The sequence below is a fragment of the Sanguibacter sp. TS_SC_8 genome (genome assembly GCF_055361235.1).
Genome location: NZ_CM143955.1, coordinates 2,205,202 through 2,221,067, shown reverse-complemented (window position 1 = coordinate 2,221,067; position 15,866 = coordinate 2,205,202). Strand labels below are relative to the sequence as shown.

The following is a 15,866-nucleotide window of genomic DNA, read 5'->3' as shown; positions in this document are numbered from 1 at the left end:
CCCACCTCGCGCACTCAGCAGGGATCTCGTGACACTGAACATCTGGCTCAATCGGACGTACGCCACCAACTACTGGTTCCTCCAGATGCTCCGGAACAATCCGGACCAGCGCGATGTCCGGCTGTTCGCCACCCACACCGACGCCACCTCTCCCGTGCTGCAGGCCGCGGACGTGTCGTTCCCCGAACCCCAGCTCTTCGGTGACGCCTACGTCGACTGGGTCCTGGAGTTCGCCCGGACGCACGCGATCGACGTGCTGCTCCCCGGCAAGGGGATCGAGGGCATCGCCGCCCGTCACCGGGAGTTCGAGGCGGCGGGCGTGAAGGTCCTGGCCTCCCCGGCGGCGTCGATCTCCCTGCTCGACGACAAGTGCGCCACCTACTCCTCGGCCGCCACGCTCGGCGTCCCGGTGCCGCCGTGGCGCAGGGCGCACGGCGCCGACGAGGTCGAGGCGGCGGTCGCCTCGCTGCGCGGCGAGCTCGACGCCTCCGAGAAGATCTGCATCAAGCCGCTCAGCGGCGTCGGTGCGGAAGGGTTCCGGCTGCTCGACGACGCCGCCCTGACCTTGGACGACCTGCTCGCCCCTCCCGCGCACCGGGTCCGGCTCGACGAGGTCACCGCGGCGCTGCGTGCCGCCGACGCCGAAGGGCGCGCGACCCCGGCCATGATGGTCATGCCCTACATGTCGTCCCCGGAGATCAGCGTCGACTGCCTCTCCAGCACCTTCGGTGAGCTGCTCGTCGCGCTGCCCCGGGCCAAGTCGGCGAGGCGCCGGACCTTCCTCGCCGACACCCCGCGCGCCATCGAGATCGCTCGCCAGATCACCGAGGCCTACCAGCTCGCCTACCTGTCCAACACCCAGCTGCGGTGGTGGCGCGGGGAGCTTGCCCTGCTCGAGGTCAACACCCGACCGTCCGGGGGGCTCTACGCCGCGTCCCTGACCGGGGTCAACCTGCCCTGGGCCGCGGTCCGGCTGGCTGTCGACGGCGACGCCGGGCCGCTGGCTCCGGTCCTCGGCGCCTCCTTCGTCACGGTCGAGACCCTCGTCCCGCTGCCCGCAGGGATGGCCGGTGGCGCTCTGCCCGAGCGGTCGCTGAACATCAACCCCGAACCACCGGCCAGGCTCACCGCGGACCACTCCCTGGTCCTGCCCGCACTCTGACCGGCCCCGCCCCGACCCGCTCCGACACGTCGATGGCGGCCGTCCCCGTGGGGACGGCCGCCATCGACGGTTCAGGCGGCGTCAGCCACCGGTCAGAGGTCGAACTCCGACGGCGCGATGCCCACCGCGAAGCAGGCCTCCTTGACGGCCTGGCGCTCGTCGGCGTCGAAGTCGCCGTCGGAACCGCCGATGATGATGCCGATCTGGATGACGGCACGCGCCTGGTCCTGCTTGGACTTGAGCTTGGCGACGGCCGAGATGGCCTCGACCTTGCCGAAGTCGTAGTCCCGGTCGAGGCGGTCGCAGTAGAAGTCGAACTTCTCGCGCAGATCGCTCGGGGAGAAGACGGCGAGGATCTCGTTGTTCATGATGAGGGCGGCGGTCTTGCCGCGCTCGGTCTGGTCGATCTTGCCGTCCGCCGCGGCGATCAGCGCGCACATCGCCATGCTGGCGTTGGCGAACTCCTTGTTCGTGAACTGCTTCGACTTCGTCTTGAGCTGGTCGCTCATCTCCGAGGTCTTCGTCTTGAGCTGGTCCCAGAACGCCATTGAACATCCTCCGCATGGTCTGCGGCGCGGGCGACCACCCACGCCGACTGCGATCCTAGCGTCGCCGGGCGCGCCCGGGGGGCGCCGGGCGGCGTCGGGCATGGTGAGAGCTCCCCACCGACCGGCGATACTTGCCCCAGACCTCCGCGCGCTCCGGCGCCCCCTGCGACGAAAGACCCCCACCATGCCGCTCATCGACAACGCCGTCTACGTCGACGGCCTGCGTCACGCCGACCCCGCCTCGCTCGAGCTCACCTTCGAGGCGATGCACGCTCAGCAGGGCATGGCGTGGATCGGGCTGTACCGCCCCGACGAGACCGAGATCGCCTCCCTGAAGGCCGAGTTCGGGATCCACCCGCTCGCCGTCGAGGACACCATCAAGGCCCACCAGCGGCCCAAGACCGAGCGCTACGGGGACGTGCTGTTCACGGTGCTGCGCCCGGCCCGCTACATCGACGCCGACGAGCGTGTGGAGTTCGGTGAGCTGCACGTCTTCACCGGACCCGACTTCGTCGTGACCGTCCGGCACGCGGAGGCACCCGACCTGGCCAAGGTCCGACGCCGGATGGAGAACTCCCCGGAGCTGCTCCGGCTGGGCCCGGAGGCCGTCCTCTACGCGATCCTCGACGAGGTCGTCGACGAGTACGCGCCCGTCGTCGCGGGGCTGGAGAACGACATCGACGAGATCGAGGACGAGCTCTTCGCCGGCAACCCGGCCGTCTCCCGGCGCATCTACGACCTCTACCGCGAGGTCATGGACTTCCAGCGGGCCACCCGCCCGCTGCTGGAGATGCTCGATGCGCTGAAGAACGGGGCCACGAAGTACCACGTCGACGACGAGCTCACCCGCTACCTGCGCGACGTGCACGACCACGTCGTGCGGGTCGTGGACCGGGCGGACTCCTTCCGGGCGCTGCTGCAGAACGCGCTCACGGTGAACGCGACGGTCGTGGCCCAGCGCCAGAACGAGGAGATGCGGGCGATGACCGTCTCCAGCCTCGAGCAGAACGAGGAGGTCAAGCGGATCTCGGCCTGGGCGGCGATCCTCTTCGCGCCGTCGCTGGTGGGGACGGTGTACGGGATGAACTTCGAGCACATGCCCGAGCTGTCGTGGGTCGCCGGGTACCCGATGGCGGTCGGGCTCATGGTCGCCGGGTCGTTCACCCTGTACCGGGTCTTCAAGTGGAAGAGGTGGCTCTAGCCGCGCAGGTCGGGCGCAGGTCGGGCGCAGGCTGGGCGCTGGCTGGTGGCGGCACCTAGCATCGACGGATGACCGACTCACCGCAGTCTCCTCCCCCGCAGTCCCCACCCCTGCTCGTCCTCGTCACCGGGGCCACCGGCTACATCGGCGGGCGGCTCGTGCCGCGGCTGCTCGCCCAGGGCTACCGGGTCCGGGTGCTCGTCCGCACCCCCGGTCGCCTCGAGCACGTCCCCTGGCGCGACGACGTCGAGGTGGTCACCGGTGACCTCTCCAGCGTCGCCGAGACCGCCGAGGCCTGTGCGGGGGTGCACACCGCCTTCCACCTCGTGCACTCCATGGGGTCGGGTGCGAGCTTCGAGGAGACCGAGCAGCAGACCGCGCAGGTCATGGCCGACGGCGCCGCCCGGGCCGGGGTGACGAGGATCGTGTACCTCGGCGGGCTGCACCCGAGCGGGGTCGCCCTGTCCCCGCACATGCGGTCGAGGACCGCCGTCGGGGAGGTCCTGCTCGCAGGTCCCGTCCCCGCACTCGTCTTCCAGGCTGGTGTGGTCATCGGCTCGGGGTCGGCGTCCTTCGAGATGATCCGTCACCTCACCGAGAACCTCCCGCTCATGCCCGCCCCGAGCTGGGTCAACAACCGGATCGAACCGATCGCGATCCGCGACGTGCTGCACTACCTCTCCCGCGCGCCGGGCCTGGACGGGGCGATCAACCGGACCTTCGACCTCGGGTCCCGGGAGGCTCTCACCTACGCGGCGCTCATGTACGGGTACGCCCGTGAGGCCGGGCTCGCCCGACGACGCATCTACGCCCTGCCGATCCCCGCCCCACGGCTGGCCGGCTGGTGGGTCGCCCTCGTCACGCCGATCCCGCACTCCATGGCCGTCCCCCTCGTCCAGTCCCTCCAGCACGACGCCGTGACCAGCGAGCACGACATCGACGAGCTCATCCCGCCGCCCCCCGGCGGGCTGACCGGGTACCGTGCCGCGGTGCGGCTCGCGCTGCGCAAGATCCAGCAGGGCGAGGTCGCGACGTCCTGGTCCAGCGCGTCGTCGGGCCCGCCCTCCGACCCGCTGCCGAGCGACCCCGACTGGGCCGGGCGGACGGTCTTCGTCGACGACCGGTCCCGGACCGCGCCGGTGAGCCCTGCCGCCGTGTGGTCGGTGATCGAGGGGATCGGCGGGGACAACGGCTGGTACTCCCTGCCCGCCGCCTGGGTGATCCGCGGCCTGGCCGACAAGCTCGTGGGCGGGGCCGGGCACAACCGGGGGCGGCGCAACCCCACGCGGCTCGTCGTGGGCGACGCCGTGGACTGGTGGCGGGTGGAGCACATCGAGCCGGGACGTCAGCTCCGGCTCCGGGCCGAGATGCGCGTCCCGGGCGGTGCGTGGCTCGAGCTCACGGCCGAGCCGGACGGCTCCGGGACGAGGTACCGGCAGCGGGCGATCTACTTCCCGCGCGGGTTGATCGGCAAGGTCTACTGGTGGGCGATCTTCCCGTTCCACCTGCTCATCTTCCCGTCGATGGCCTCCAACATCCTGGCCCGGGCAGCGGCGGCGGAGAGCCCCGATCCGCACGCATCGACACCGGCCGATGCTTGAGGGGGTCTCGCCCTTCCGACCTCAGGTCAGAGCAGCGACGTCGCGCCACCGCCCAGGCGTGGTGCGGCGTCGAGCAGGGACGTGCTGTACGGGTGGCGCGGCGCGGTGAAGAAGACCTCCGCCGGTGCGTCCTCGACGACCTCACCGGCGCGCATCACCACCACGCGGTCGCACAGCCGGTGCACGACCGCCAGGTCGTGGGAGATGAGCACGACGGTCAGGCCGAGGGTCCGCTGCAGCTCGGCGAGCAGGTCGAGGACCGTCGCCTGGACCGAGACGTCCAGGGCAGACGTCGGCTCGTCGGCGACGAGGACCCGCGGGCCGAGAGCGAGCGCCCGGGCGATCGCCACGCGCTGACGCTGCCCTCCGGAGAGCTGACGGGGGTAGGCGTCGAGCACCGCGGCGGGCAGCCGCACGAGGTCCATGAGCTCGGCACAGCGCGCGCGGACCCGGTCCCGCGGGACGATCCTGTGCACCCTGAGCAGCTCGGAGAGCACCTGGACCACGGTCATGCGGGGGTTGAGGGTGGCGAACGGGTCCTGGTAGACGACCTGGATCGCGCGGCGCAGCTCACGGGTGCGGTGGCTGATGGCGTGGCCGTCGAGCAGCACGGCGCCCGCGGACGGCTCCAGCTCGCCGGCGATCACCCGCGCGATCGTGGTCTTGCCCGACCCGGACTCCCCCACCACCCCCACGACCGAGCCTGCCGCGACGGTGAAGGTCACCCCGTGCACCACCCGGGTGGTCCCGTAGGAGACCTGCAGGCCGCGGACCTCGAGCCGCGGCGTCGCCGAGCCGGTCACCACGGCGGTCACCGAGCCGGTCATCGGGGCACCTCCAGGACCGCGTCGACGAGGGCGCGGGTGGCGGGGTGGCGCGGGCGGGCCACGACGTCGTCGGTCGGCCCGACCTCCACGATCCGGCCCGCGTGCATGACGGCGACGCTCGAGCACACCTGGCTCACCACGGCGAGGTCGTGGCTGACGAAGACGACGGTCAGCCCGCGGTCCCGGCGCAGCGTCTCGATGAGCGCGAGGACCTGCGCCTGGACGGTGACGTCCAGGGCCGTGGTGGGTTCGTCGCAGAGCAGGATGTCGGGCTCGGCGGCCAGCGCGACCGCGAGCACCACCCGCTGGCGCTGGCCGCCGGAGAGCTGGTGCGGGTAGGACCGGAGCGTCGCGGCCGGGTCGGGCAGCCCGACCTCGGTGAACAGCTCGACGGCCCGGGCCCGGGCCGCGGACCGGGGCATGCCGCGCGCGTGGCGGCAGACCTCGATCACGTGGTTGCCCACGGTCGTCAGCGGGTCGAGGGCGCTGAGCGGGTCCTGGAAGATCATCCCGACCCGGCCCGACGTGCTCACCTGCCCGCCCGAGACCCGGACCCCGCGGGGCAGCAGCCCGATGACCGCCTTGAGCGTGAGGGACTTGCCGGAGCCGGACTCCCCGACGATGCCGACCGCCGCACCGGCCTCGACGTGGAGGTCGATCCCGTGCACGATCCTTCCGCGGGGGCCGTCGATGCTCAGCCCGGCGATCGTCACGGCGCTCATTCGACCCTCCAGACGTCGGCCACGCCGTCGCCGAGCAGCGACAGCCCGATCCCGGTGTAGACGACCGCGGCACCGGGGACGACCGAGAGCCACCACTTCGTGGCGACGAAGGCCTGGCCGTCGCTGATCATGATGCCCCAGTCCGCGGTGGGCGGCTGCACCCCGAGGCCGAGATAGCTGAGCGTGACGACGGCGACGATGACAAAGACGATGTCGTTCATGAGCAGCACGATCGCCTGGGTGAGGGTGTTAGGGAGGATGTGGCGCCCGAGGATCCGCGCGTGGGACAGCCCCCCGCCGCGCGCCGCGACGACCCAGCCGGACCGTGCGTGCACGGCCGTCGTCGCGCGGAGCACCCGGGCGTAGGTCACCCAGCCGACCAGGGCCAGCGCGACGTAGATCCCCTGCTCGCCCGCACCGACCGCGAAGACCACCGCGACGACGATGACGTAGAACGGGAAGGCCACCACGGTGTCCACCACCCGGGAGACCACCCAGTCGAACCACCCGCCGACATACCCGCTCAGGGTCCCCACGAGGACGCCGACGGCGAAGGGGACGATCACCGCGAGGCCCGCGATCCGCAGGTCGGTCCGGGCGGCGAAGAGCAGCCGGGAGTAGATGTCCCGGCCGAGCTGGTCGGTCCCGAGCCAGTGCTCTCCGGAGGGTCCCTGGAGCCCGCCGAGCAGGTTCTGGGCCCCCGGGTCGTGGGTGGCCAGCACGGGGGCGAGCACGGCGACGAGGACGACGCTGAGGGTGATCACCGCACCGGCCACGAAGGCCGGGGTGGTGGCCATCCGCCGCCACAGTCCGTCCTGGCCCGTCATGGCAGCCTCGAGCGCGGGTCGAGGCGGTCGACGAGGAAGTCCGTGGCGACGGTGACGACCACCACGGCCACCGCGCAGAACAGCGCGACGCCCTGGACCACGGGAAAGTCGCGGTTGCCGATCGCCTCGAACATGAGCGCTCCCAGTCCGTTGAGAGCGAAGACCCGTTCGATGACGAGGGTCCCCCCGACCAGGTACGCGATGTTCAGGCCGAAGAGGGTGAGGGTGGGCAGGGCGGCGTTGCGCAGCACGTGCACGAGCACGCGGCGGCGCCCCAGCCCGGCGGCGGTGAGGGTGTCCACGAAGTCGGCGTCGAGCACCTCGAGGAGCTGGGCACGCAGGGTCCGCACGAGGACCGGTGTCATGGAGATCGCGAGGGCGACGGCGGGCAGGATCAGGGAGCGTACCCCGTCCCCGGACCCGCCGGCAGGCAGCCACCCGAGGGTGACCGCGAAGACCAGGACGAGCAGCAGCCCGATCCAGAACGTCGGCATGGCGAGGCCGATCGCCGGGACGACCCGGATGAGGTGGTCGACGACCCCGTCCTTGCGCAGCGCGGCCGCCAGGGCCAGCGGCACCACGAGCACGACGGTGAGGGCGACGGCCAGCGCGACCACCGAGAGGGTGACCCCCACCCGGCCGGCGATGAGGTCGCCCGTGGGGACGTCGTAGACGAGGGAGGCCCCCACGTCCCCGCGCAGCACGATGCCGGTGAGGTAGCTCCACAACTGGGTCGCCAGCGGCCGGTCCAGACCCATCTCGACCTCGAGGGCGGCGACGGCCTCGTCGGTGGCCTGGTCACCGAGCACCGCGGCGGCCGGTCCGCCGGGGACGAGGCGGAGCAGGAAGAAGGTCGCCAGGACCACCCCGGCGACCACCGGCACGACACGCAGCGCCGTGCGTGCCAGCCACCGGAGCGAGCCCCTCAGCATCGGATCACCATCGGATCATCCGCGAGCTACGGGGTGATCCAGGTGTCCTGGAGCCGGACGCTGCCGTTGGGGAGCACCGTCAGGCCCTGGACGCTCACCTGGGACGCCTTGATGTTGGACGGGTAGGACAACGGGATGAACGGGGCGTCGCCGGCGATGAGGGTCTGGATCTGGGAGTAGACCGCGGTGCGCTCGGCGCCGTCGGGCAGCGTGCGTCCCTGCGCGATGAGCGCGGTGACCTCAGGGTTGTCGTAGTGGGTCCAGTACCCGTTGGTGCCCCCGGCGGGGTCGGCCTGGAAGGTGACGATCCCGTTGGGGTCGGCCACGTCCGACGTCGCGGAGTTGAGCATGAAGGAGTAGTCGAAGGCCCGGAACCGCTCACGGAAGGCCGCGAGGTCGATCGACTCGATCTCCACGGTGATGCCGATCTGGGCCAGCTGGGCCTGGACGATCTGTGCCTCCTGGGCGCGCAGCGTGTTCCCGCTCGCCACGAGGAGCGTCGTGGCGAAGCCGTCCGGGTAGGCGGAGGCGGCGATCGACGCCTTGGCGGCGTCGAGGTCGTAGCCGAGCGGGTCGATCGCGGCGTCGTGGCCGGGGATGGTCGGGGGCAGCACGGACCCGGCGACCTCGGCGGTGCCGAAGCTCGTCGCGGCCACGATGCCCTCGCGGTCGAGGGCGTAGGACACCGCGCGCCGCACGTCACGGTCGGCGAAGTGCTCGTCGAGGGTGTTGAAGAAGAGCTCCTCCACGACCCAGCTGGGCGTGGTGGACACCGTCAGGGAGGAGTTGCCCTCGAGCGCGGCGACGTTGGCGCCGGCGACGGAGTCGATGACGTGGACCTGCCCGGCCTGCAGCTGGGCCACGAGCTGGTTGTCGTCCTGGACGAGCTTGTAGACGACGGAGTCGAGGTAGGGCTTGCCCTCCTGCCAGTAGTGCTCGTTCTTCGTGAAGGAGATGTCCCCGCCCTCGGTCCAGGAGTCGACGACGAACGGTCCGGTGCCGACGGGGTTCTTGAAGAACGTCGCCTCGTCGAGGCCGCCGAGGTCGGCCGGGAGGATGCCGTTGGAGAACCCGGCGAGCTCGGCGGCGAAGGGGGTGTAGGGAGCGCTCAGGGTGATGACGACGGTGTCGGTGCCGGAGGCCTCGATCGAGGTGATCGGGGCGTGCAGCGGCAGCGGCCCGCCGACCTCGAGGTGACGGTCCAGGGAGTAGACGACGTCGGCGGGGGTGAGGTCGGTCCCGTCGGAGAACTGCACGCCCGGGCGCAGTGTGAAGGTCCACACGAGCCCGTCCTCGCTCGAGGTGTAGTCGCTCGCCAGCCACGGCTCGATCTCGCCCTCGGCGTTGAAGGAGAGCAGCGGCTCGAAGACCTTGTCGATCGCGAAGGCGTTGTTCGCGGTGATCTGGCTGTGCAGGTCGAGCGAGGTGGGCGACTGCGTCCGGGCGAAGGTCAGCGTCCCGCCGGGGGTGGGCACGGCGCTCGTGGTGGAGCCGGCCGGTCGGGGGGTCGCGGACGAGGTGCACCCCGCCAGCACGAGGACCCCGGCGGTCAGGACGGCCACGCCGGTGCGGGCGAGCGTCGTGGTCGAGGTGCGTGCTCTGGTGAGGGTCACGTCCGTGCCTTCTTCTGTGGGGACAGCGGCTCCAACAGCCGGCCCAGACATCCTACGTTTTCGGAGGCCGGTCACCGCACCGCACGGCCGTCCTGATAGACACCGACGACCGTCTCCCGCCGGAGGAAGACCCCCGTCACGCTCGGGTCCTCCGCGAGCAGCACCGCGTCGAAGACCTCCCCGACCTCGAGCAGACCGGTCCCCGTGCCGAGCAGCTCGGCCCCGGTGCGGGTCGCGGCGAGCAGCGCCCCCCGGGCGCCCAGGCCCGCCCGCGCCAGGTGGTCGATCTCGACGAGGTTGCGTCCGTGCTGGTCGCTCGTGCCGAAGTCGGAGCCCAGCGCGACCTTCATGCCCGCCTCGTGAGCGGTCCGCACGGCGCGCGGGTGGGCAGCCACGATGCGTCGCACCCGGTCCAGGTCCGCTCCGGGCAGCGCGCCGCGCTCGGCCATCCGGGCCACCTCGGCATAGATCGCCAGGGTGGGCACGAGCGCCGTGCCGGCCGCTGCGCCGGCGGCCGCCTGCTCCGGGGTGAGGAAGATCCCGTGCTCGATCGACGCCGCCCCGGCGGCGATCGCGTGCGTCACCGCGTCCCCTCCCCAGGCGTGGACCATGACCGGGACCCCGAGCGCCCGCGCCTGGTCCACGACCGCGGTGATCTCGGCCGCGCTGAACGCCGACTCGAGCTCGGTGCCCGCGGGAGCCATGACGCCGCCGGTGGCCATGACCTTGATCCAGTCCGCGCCGTCGTCCACCAGGGCCCGCACCCGCTCCCGCAGCGCCCCGACACCGCCCGTCTGCGCGGTGATCATCTCGATCGCGACAGCCAGCCGGGGCCCGGGCAGCGCCCCGCCCGCGACCTCGTCCCGCAGCCCCGACCCGGCGCCGCCCGCGTCGCGGGCGCTCGTCACCCCGGCCGCCAGGGTGGCTGCCAGCCCGGGGGCGAGGTCGCCGGGTTCGTCGTCGGGCAGGAAGGTGGTCCAGCCCAGGTGGGTGTGGCAGTCGACGATGCCGGGGATCAGCCAGCGGCCGGCGGCCTCGACGACCGTCGCCCCGGCCGTGGCCCCGTCAAGCGTGCCGGGGCGGCGGTCCACGGCGACGATCCGTGCCCCGGCCACGTGGACCTGCGCGAGGGAGAAGGACCCGTCGGACTCCATGACCTGGGCGCCGCGGACCACGAGGTCCACCGGCGCGGTGAAGGGGCTCATGGACCCGGAGACTATCAGCGCCCGATCGAGGAAAAGGCTTTCAGGCGAACAGCCGGGGGTCGTCGCATGACGCCCCGGCGACCCGGAGGACCGGTATCCGAGCACGGGATGAACTCCCTACGAACAGTCGCCGAACTCGGCCAGAAATGGCTGCTCAGCGCCCTGGGACGTCCCTAGGGTTGCGGCGTTGCCCCGCCCACGACTGGAGTTCCCCCGATGACCACCGCGGCCCCGGACGCGCTCGCCCCACCCGCACCCCTCGCCCCACCCCGCCGGCGCATGACCCGCGCCCGGTGGAAGACGTACCTGACGTTCCTCCTGCTCGCCGGCCCCAACGTCGCCCTGCTCATCGTCTTCGTCTACAAGCCGCTGCTGCAGAGCTTCCAGTACTCGACCCTGCAGTGGAACATCGGCGCCCCGAACGCCCGCCCGGTGGGTCTGGGCAACTACCTCGAGTGGTTCGCGGACCCGCGCACCGCCCAGGTGCTCACCACGACGGCGATCTTCACGGTCGCCACGGTCGGCGGCTCGCTGCTCATCGGCCTCGGCCTGGCCCTGCTGCTCGACCGCAAGCTCGTCGGCCGCGGCGTGGCGCGCACCGTGGTGTTCGCCCCGTACGTGCTCTCCGGCATCGCGGTGGGCATGCTCTGGCTGTTCATCTTCGACCCGCGGTACGGCCTCATGTCCGTGGCCCTGAAGTGGGTGGGTCTGGCCTCGCCCGACTGGTACAACGACTCACCGTGGGCGCTGACCATGGTCATCGTCGTGTACCTGTGGAAGAACGTCGGCTACGTCGCCCTCATCTACCTCGCCGGCCTGCAGGCGGTCCCGCAGGAGCTGCGCGACGCCGCGGCCCTCGACGGCGCCGGTCCCGGCCGGACGCTCCGCTCGGTCGTCCTCCCGCTGCTCGGCCCGACGACGTTCTTCCTGTCGGTGACCAGCCTGCTCAGCTCGCTGCAGTCCTTCGACATCATCCACGCGATGACCCAGGGTGGTCCGCTCGGCGGCACCACCACCCTCATGTACCAGATCTACCAGGAGAGCTTCGTCTCCGGCCGCGCGGGCTACGCCTCCGCCGTCGCCACGATCCTCTTCCTCATCCTCCTGGTGATCACGGTCGTCCAGCTGAAGTTCGTGGAACGGAAGGTGCACTACTGATGAGCGTCGATCTCCCCATCCGATCCGGGTCCCCCGCTGCGGGCGCCGCCGGTGCTCCCGGTGCCGCCGGCCCGACGCCGCCCGGCACCCCCTTCGACCAGCGTCACCCGGGTAGCCCCTCCGCCCCCGGCCCAGGCGGGGACCGGCGCGCGGCCCGGCGTCGGGTCTCGGCCGACGCGGCGTCCTACCTGACGATGCTGGCGGCCGTGGCGGTCATGTCGGTCCCGCTGGTCTGGATGGTCTTCGCGAGCTTCAAGGAGCCGACCGAGCTGTACTCCCTGCCGCTGCAGTGGCTCCCGGCCAGCCTCGACCCGGCCAACTACGCCCAGGTCGCCGACACCCTGCCGGTGGGGCGCCTGTTCCTCAACAGCCTCGGTCTGACCCTCGCCGGCGCGAGCCTGAAGCTGCTCCTCGGGCTGTGCTGCGCCTACGCGCTCGTCTTCCTCGAGTTCCCCTTCAAGAAGGCGATCTTCGCCCTGGTGATCTTCGCGCTGCTGATCCCCGCGCAGATCACCATCATCCCGAACTACACCCTCGTGGCATCCCTGGGCTGGCTCAACACCTACCAGGGGATCCTCGTGCCCGGCCTGGCCAGCGCCTTCGGGACGTTCCTGTTCCGCCAGCACTTCCTCACCCTGCCCGCCTCGATCCTCGAGGCCGCCCAGCTCGACGGCGCCGGCCACTGGCGCCGGCTGTGGGGCTTCGTCATCCCCATGTCGCTGCCGACCATCGCGGCGGTCGGGCTGGTCTCGATGGTCGCGGAGTGGAACGACTACCTCTGGCCCTTCCTCGTCATCGACAACGCCGAGATGATGACGCTGCCGCTCGGCCTCACCCTGCTGCAGAACGTCGACGGGATGAACAACTGGGGCGTCCTCATGGCCGCCACGGTGCTCGTCACCGCGCCGATCCTGGCCGTCTTCCTCGTCCTGCAGCGCCGGCTCGTCGCCGGTCTGACCGCGGGCGCCGTCACCGGCTGACCCTCACGACCTCCCCCCTCCACCTCACCCACCCCACCGCACCACCCCACCCAAGGAGCACCTCACGTGTCGACTTCGTCCCCCGCGTTCTCGTCCGGCCCCGCCTGGCAGCCTTCGCGCCGCAACGTCCTCCAGCTCGGTGGCCTGGGCGCCCTCGGCCTGTCCCTGGCCGCCTGCTCCGGCCCCTCCGTCACGGAGGACACCGCCCGTGCCAAGGACACCGCCACGACCGACTGGTCCACGATCACCCCGGCGAGCGAGATCACCTGGTGGAGCAACCACCCCGGCGCCTCCAAGGCGATCGAGGAGGAGCTCATCGCCCGCTTCCAGAAGGTCCACCCCGAGATCACCGTCAAGCACGTGACCGCGGGCGCGAACTACGACGAGGTCGCCCAGCGCTTCCAGGCCGCCTCCTCGACCGACAGCCTCCCCGACCTCGTCATCTCGAGCGACGTCTGGTGGTTCCGCTACTTCCTCAACGGCCAGATCATGCCCCTCGACGACGTGTTCGCCCACCTCGAGGTCGACACCGCGGACTTCAACGCCACGCTGTACTCCGACTACGAGTTCGACTCCCTGCACTGGGCGGCGCCCTACGCCCGCTCCACCCCGCTCTTCTACTACAACCGTGACCTGTGGGCCGCGGCCGGCCTGCCCGACCGCGGGCCCGAGACGTGGGCCGAGCTCGAGGAGTGGGCGCCCGCCCTCGCCGCGCTGCTCCCCGCCGACGGCGCCCCCCTCGGCCTGGCCACCGGCCCGAGCTGGGCCGGCTGGTGGATGGAGAACATCATCTGGGGCCAGGGCGGCGCATACTCCGAGGACTGGACCGTCACCCTCGACACCCCCGAGGCCGAGGCCGCGGGCGAGTTCGTCCGCGGGATGTACCACGACTCCAAGATCGCCGGCCTGGGCGCGGACACGAACGCGGACTTCGCCGCCGGGATCTTCGGCTCCCTGATCGGCTCGACCGGCTCCCTCAAAGGCCTGCTCGAGGCCGTGACCTTCGACCTGGGCACGAGCTTCCTGCCTGACGGGCCCCAGGGCTCGGGCGTGCCGACCGGTGGGACGGGCCTGGCCATCCCGGCCTCGCGGACCCCCGAGCAGCAGCTCGCCGCCGCGATGTTCCTCGCCTTCATCACCGACGCCGAGAACACCGCGTACTTCTCCCAGAACACCGGGTACGTGCCGGTGCGCACCTCCGCCCAGGAGGGTGAGATCATGACGGAGCTCTACGCGACCATCCCCCAGTTCCGGACCGCGATCGACCAGCTCGAGACGAAGACCCGCACTCAGGACTGGGTCCGGGTGTTCGTGCCGGGCGGTGACCAGATCATCACCGAAGGGATCGAGCAGATGGTGCTCAACAACACCCCCGCCGCCACGGCCTGGGCCTCGATCACCCCCCGCCTGCAGAAGGCCTTCCAGGAGAACGTGGAGCCCTACCTGTGACCCACCCTCACCCCCTCGCCCCCCGCGTCGTCGCGCACCGGGGCAGCTCCCGCACCGCCCCGCAGAACACCCTGGTCGCCCTCGAGGCGGCCTGGCGGGCGGGTGCGGACAGCATCGAGATCGACCTCCAGCGCAGCGCCGACGGAGTGGCCGTGGTCATCCACGACGACACCGTCGACGCGACCACCGACGGCTCGGGGGCGGTGAGCGACCTCGACCTGGTCGAGCTGCGCCGTCTCGACGCCGGCAGCTGGTTCTCCCCCGCCTACGCCGGCCAGCGGGTGCCGACCTTCACCGAGGTCATCGGCTTCCTCGTGGCCCGGCCGGGGATCGACCTGCTCCTCGAGCTCAAGGGCGCCTGGGACGCCGACGGGGCGTCCAGCGTGGTCGAGGCGATCCGCGCGGCCGATCTGGGCGACCGGGTGATCGTGCAGAGCTTCGACCCCGCCACGGTCGCGGTGCTCGCCGGCGCAGCACCCGAGCTGCGCCGGGGGCTGCTCATCGCGGCAGCGGACGGGTCGCTGCTCGACCTGTGCGCCGAGCTCGGGGTGATGGCGTGCAACCCGCACGGGGGGCTGCTGCGGGCCCGTCCCGAGCTGCTCGCTGAGCTGCACGGAGCGGGTCTGCAGGTCATGGTCTGGACGGCGAACGAGCCCGAGGAGTGGGCAGCGCTCACCGCTGCGGGCGTCGACGCGATCATCACCGACCGCCCGGACGCGCTCCGCGGGTGGTTGTCCGCCCAGCACGACTGACCCGGGCACTTCACACGGGCCGCGCAGGGTCACCTGCGCGGCCCGTTCGCGTCACGAGCGGGAGAACTCCGACGCCCGGGCGACCTGCTCCGGCGTCGGGCGCACCCCGGTGTACAGCGCGAACTGCTCGGCGGCCTGGAGGGCGATGACCTCGGCCCCGGTGATCACGGCCCGCCCGGCCGTCCGTGCCGCTCGGACCAGCGGCGTCTCGGAGGGGAAGGCCACCACGTCGAAGACGGTGGAGGCCGCAGCGACCGCCCGGTCGTCGAAGGACGCCGCGTCCGTCTGGTCCGACCCGGCCATCCCGATCGGGGTGACGTTGACCAGCAGGTCGGCGGTGGTGAGCCCGGTCTCGCGCTGCCAGGTGAACCCGGCGAGGGCCGCGAGCGCCGGTCCGGTGACCTCGTTGCGGGCCACGACCGTCCCGCGGGTGAACCCGGCGTCGCGCAGCGCCGCGACGACCGCCTTGGCCATCCCCCCGCTGCCGCGCACCAGCACCGAGCTCGCCGGATCGACGCGGTGGGTGTCCAGGAGGGTCGCCACGGCGGAGTAGTCGGTGTTGTAGGCGGTGAGCACGCCGTCGTCGTTGACGATCGTGTTGACGGAGTCGATGGCCAGGGCCGAGGCGTCCAGGTGGTCGACGAGGTCGATGACGGCCTCCTTGTACGGCATGGACACCGAGGCGCCGCGGATGCCCAGGCCGCGGACCCCCGTGATCGCGTCGGTGATCGAGGTGGGGGCGAAGGCCTTGTAGACGTAGGGGAGGCCGAGCTCGTCGTAGAGGTAGTTGTGGAACCGGGTCCCGATGTTGCTCGGGCGCTCGGCCAACGAGATGCACAGGGTCATGTCCTTGTCGAGCATCGGCACGCAGGTCCTCCAGGGTGGTCTC

At 71.7% G+C, this 15,866-nt stretch carries 15 protein-coding genes; 7 read left to right on the top strand and 8 right to left on the bottom strand.

The genetic code is table 11. The features are described from left to right. Positions 1 to 28: 28 nt before the first annotated feature. Positions 29 to 1,162, top strand: a complete 1,134-nt coding sequence (locus ACWA15_RS10060) for an ATP-grasp domain-containing protein (RefSeq protein WP_464054978.1) — start codon at positions 29 to 31, stop codon at positions 1,160 to 1,162. A 92-nt stretch (positions 1,163 to 1,254) separates the two neighbouring features. Here the strand turns inward: ACWA15_RS10060 and ACWA15_RS10055 are convergent, their stop codons facing one another. Next, a complete protein-coding gene (locus tag ACWA15_RS10055; RefSeq protein WP_464054976.1) occupies positions 1,255 to 1,710 on the bottom strand; it encodes a tellurite resistance TerB family protein in 456 nt (151 codons plus the stop codon). A 184-nt stretch (positions 1,711 to 1,894) separates the two neighbouring features. On the opposite strand from ACWA15_RS10055, the gene ACWA15_RS10050 reads away from it, so the two are divergent. Beyond that, positions 1,895 to 2,911, top strand: coding sequence for a magnesium and cobalt transport protein CorA (locus tag ACWA15_RS10050; protein ID WP_464054975.1), 1,017 nt, complete (start codon positions 1,895 to 1,897; stop codon positions 2,909 to 2,911). Between the two features lie 68 nt (positions 2,912 to 2,979). Then, positions 2,980 to 4,512 carry an SDR family oxidoreductase gene (locus ACWA15_RS10045; RefSeq protein ID WP_464054973.1) on the top strand — a complete coding sequence of 511 codons (1,533 nt, stop codon included), beginning with the start codon at positions 2,980 to 2,982 and terminating at the stop codon, positions 4,510 to 4,512. Between the two features lie 26 nt (positions 4,513 to 4,538). Here the strand turns inward: ACWA15_RS10045 and ACWA15_RS10040 are convergent, their stop codons facing one another. The 6 genes from ACWA15_RS10040 to ACWA15_RS10015 form a co-directional block, all read right to left on the bottom strand. After that, positions 4,539 to 5,339, bottom strand: coding sequence for an ABC transporter ATP-binding protein (locus tag ACWA15_RS10040; protein WP_464054972.1), 801 nt, complete (start codon positions 5,337 to 5,339; stop codon positions 4,539 to 4,541). Next, positions 5,336 to 6,061, bottom strand: coding sequence for an ABC transporter ATP-binding protein (locus tag ACWA15_RS10035; RefSeq protein WP_464054971.1), 726 nt, complete (start codon positions 6,059 to 6,061; stop codon positions 5,336 to 5,338). The genes ACWA15_RS10040 and ACWA15_RS10035 overlap by 4 nt, the downstream gene beginning before the upstream one ends. After that, positions 6,058 to 6,888, bottom strand: a complete 831-nt coding sequence (locus tag ACWA15_RS10030; protein ID WP_464054970.1) for an ABC transporter permease — start codon at positions 6,886 to 6,888, stop codon at positions 6,058 to 6,060. Before ACWA15_RS10030 ends, ACWA15_RS10035 begins: the two co-directional genes overlap by 4 nt. Further along, complete coding sequence (locus tag ACWA15_RS10025) at positions 6,885 to 7,820, bottom strand: ABC transporter permease (protein WP_464054969.1); 936 nt, start codon at positions 7,818 to 7,820, stop codon at positions 6,885 to 6,887. Before ACWA15_RS10025 ends, ACWA15_RS10030 begins: the two co-directional genes overlap by 4 nt. Positions 7,821 to 7,846: 26 nt before the next feature. Next, the gene (locus ACWA15_RS10020; RefSeq protein WP_464054968.1) at positions 7,847 to 9,433 is read right to left on the bottom strand and encodes an ABC transporter substrate-binding protein; all 1,587 of its coding nucleotides are present in this window, start codon (positions 9,431 to 9,433) and stop codon (positions 7,847 to 7,849) included. 71 nt (positions 9,434 to 9,504) lie between these two features. After that, positions 9,505 to 10,638, bottom strand: a complete 1,134-nt coding sequence (locus ACWA15_RS10015; protein WP_464054967.1) for an amidohydrolase family protein — start codon at positions 10,636 to 10,638, stop codon at positions 9,505 to 9,507. A gap of 216 nt (positions 10,639 to 10,854) precedes the next feature. Between ACWA15_RS10015 and ACWA15_RS10010 the strand changes: the two genes are divergently transcribed. From ACWA15_RS10010 to ACWA15_RS09995, 4 genes are all read left to right on the top strand, one after another. Then, positions 10,855 to 11,796 (top strand): carbohydrate ABC transporter permease, encoded by a 942-nt coding sequence (locus ACWA15_RS10010; RefSeq protein ID WP_464054966.1) that lies wholly within the window; start codon positions 10,855 to 10,857, stop codon positions 11,794 to 11,796. Further along, positions 11,796 to 12,776 (top strand): carbohydrate ABC transporter permease, encoded by a 981-nt coding sequence (locus ACWA15_RS10005; RefSeq protein ID WP_464054964.1) that lies wholly within the window; start codon positions 11,796 to 11,798, stop codon positions 12,774 to 12,776. Before ACWA15_RS10010 ends, ACWA15_RS10005 begins: the two co-directional genes overlap by 1 nt. 66 nt (positions 12,777 to 12,842) lie before the next feature. After that, positions 12,843 to 14,225: an ABC transporter substrate-binding protein gene (locus tag ACWA15_RS10000; RefSeq protein WP_464054963.1), complete on the top strand. Its 1,383-nt coding sequence runs from the start codon at positions 12,843 to 12,845 to the stop codon at positions 14,223 to 14,225. Further along, complete coding sequence (locus ACWA15_RS09995) at positions 14,222 to 14,977, top strand: glycerophosphodiester phosphodiesterase (RefSeq protein ID WP_464054961.1); 756 nt, start codon at positions 14,222 to 14,224, stop codon at positions 14,975 to 14,977. Before ACWA15_RS10000 ends, ACWA15_RS09995 begins: the two co-directional genes overlap by 4 nt. Positions 14,978 to 15,028: 51 nt before the next feature. Here ACWA15_RS09995 and ACWA15_RS09990 read toward each other — a convergent pair whose 3' ends face one another. Beyond that, positions 15,029 to 15,844 (bottom strand): shikimate 5-dehydrogenase, encoded by an 816-nt coding sequence (locus ACWA15_RS09990; protein ID WP_464054959.1) that lies wholly within the window; start codon positions 15,842 to 15,844, stop codon positions 15,029 to 15,031. Positions 15,845 to 15,866 lie beyond the last annotated feature (22 nt).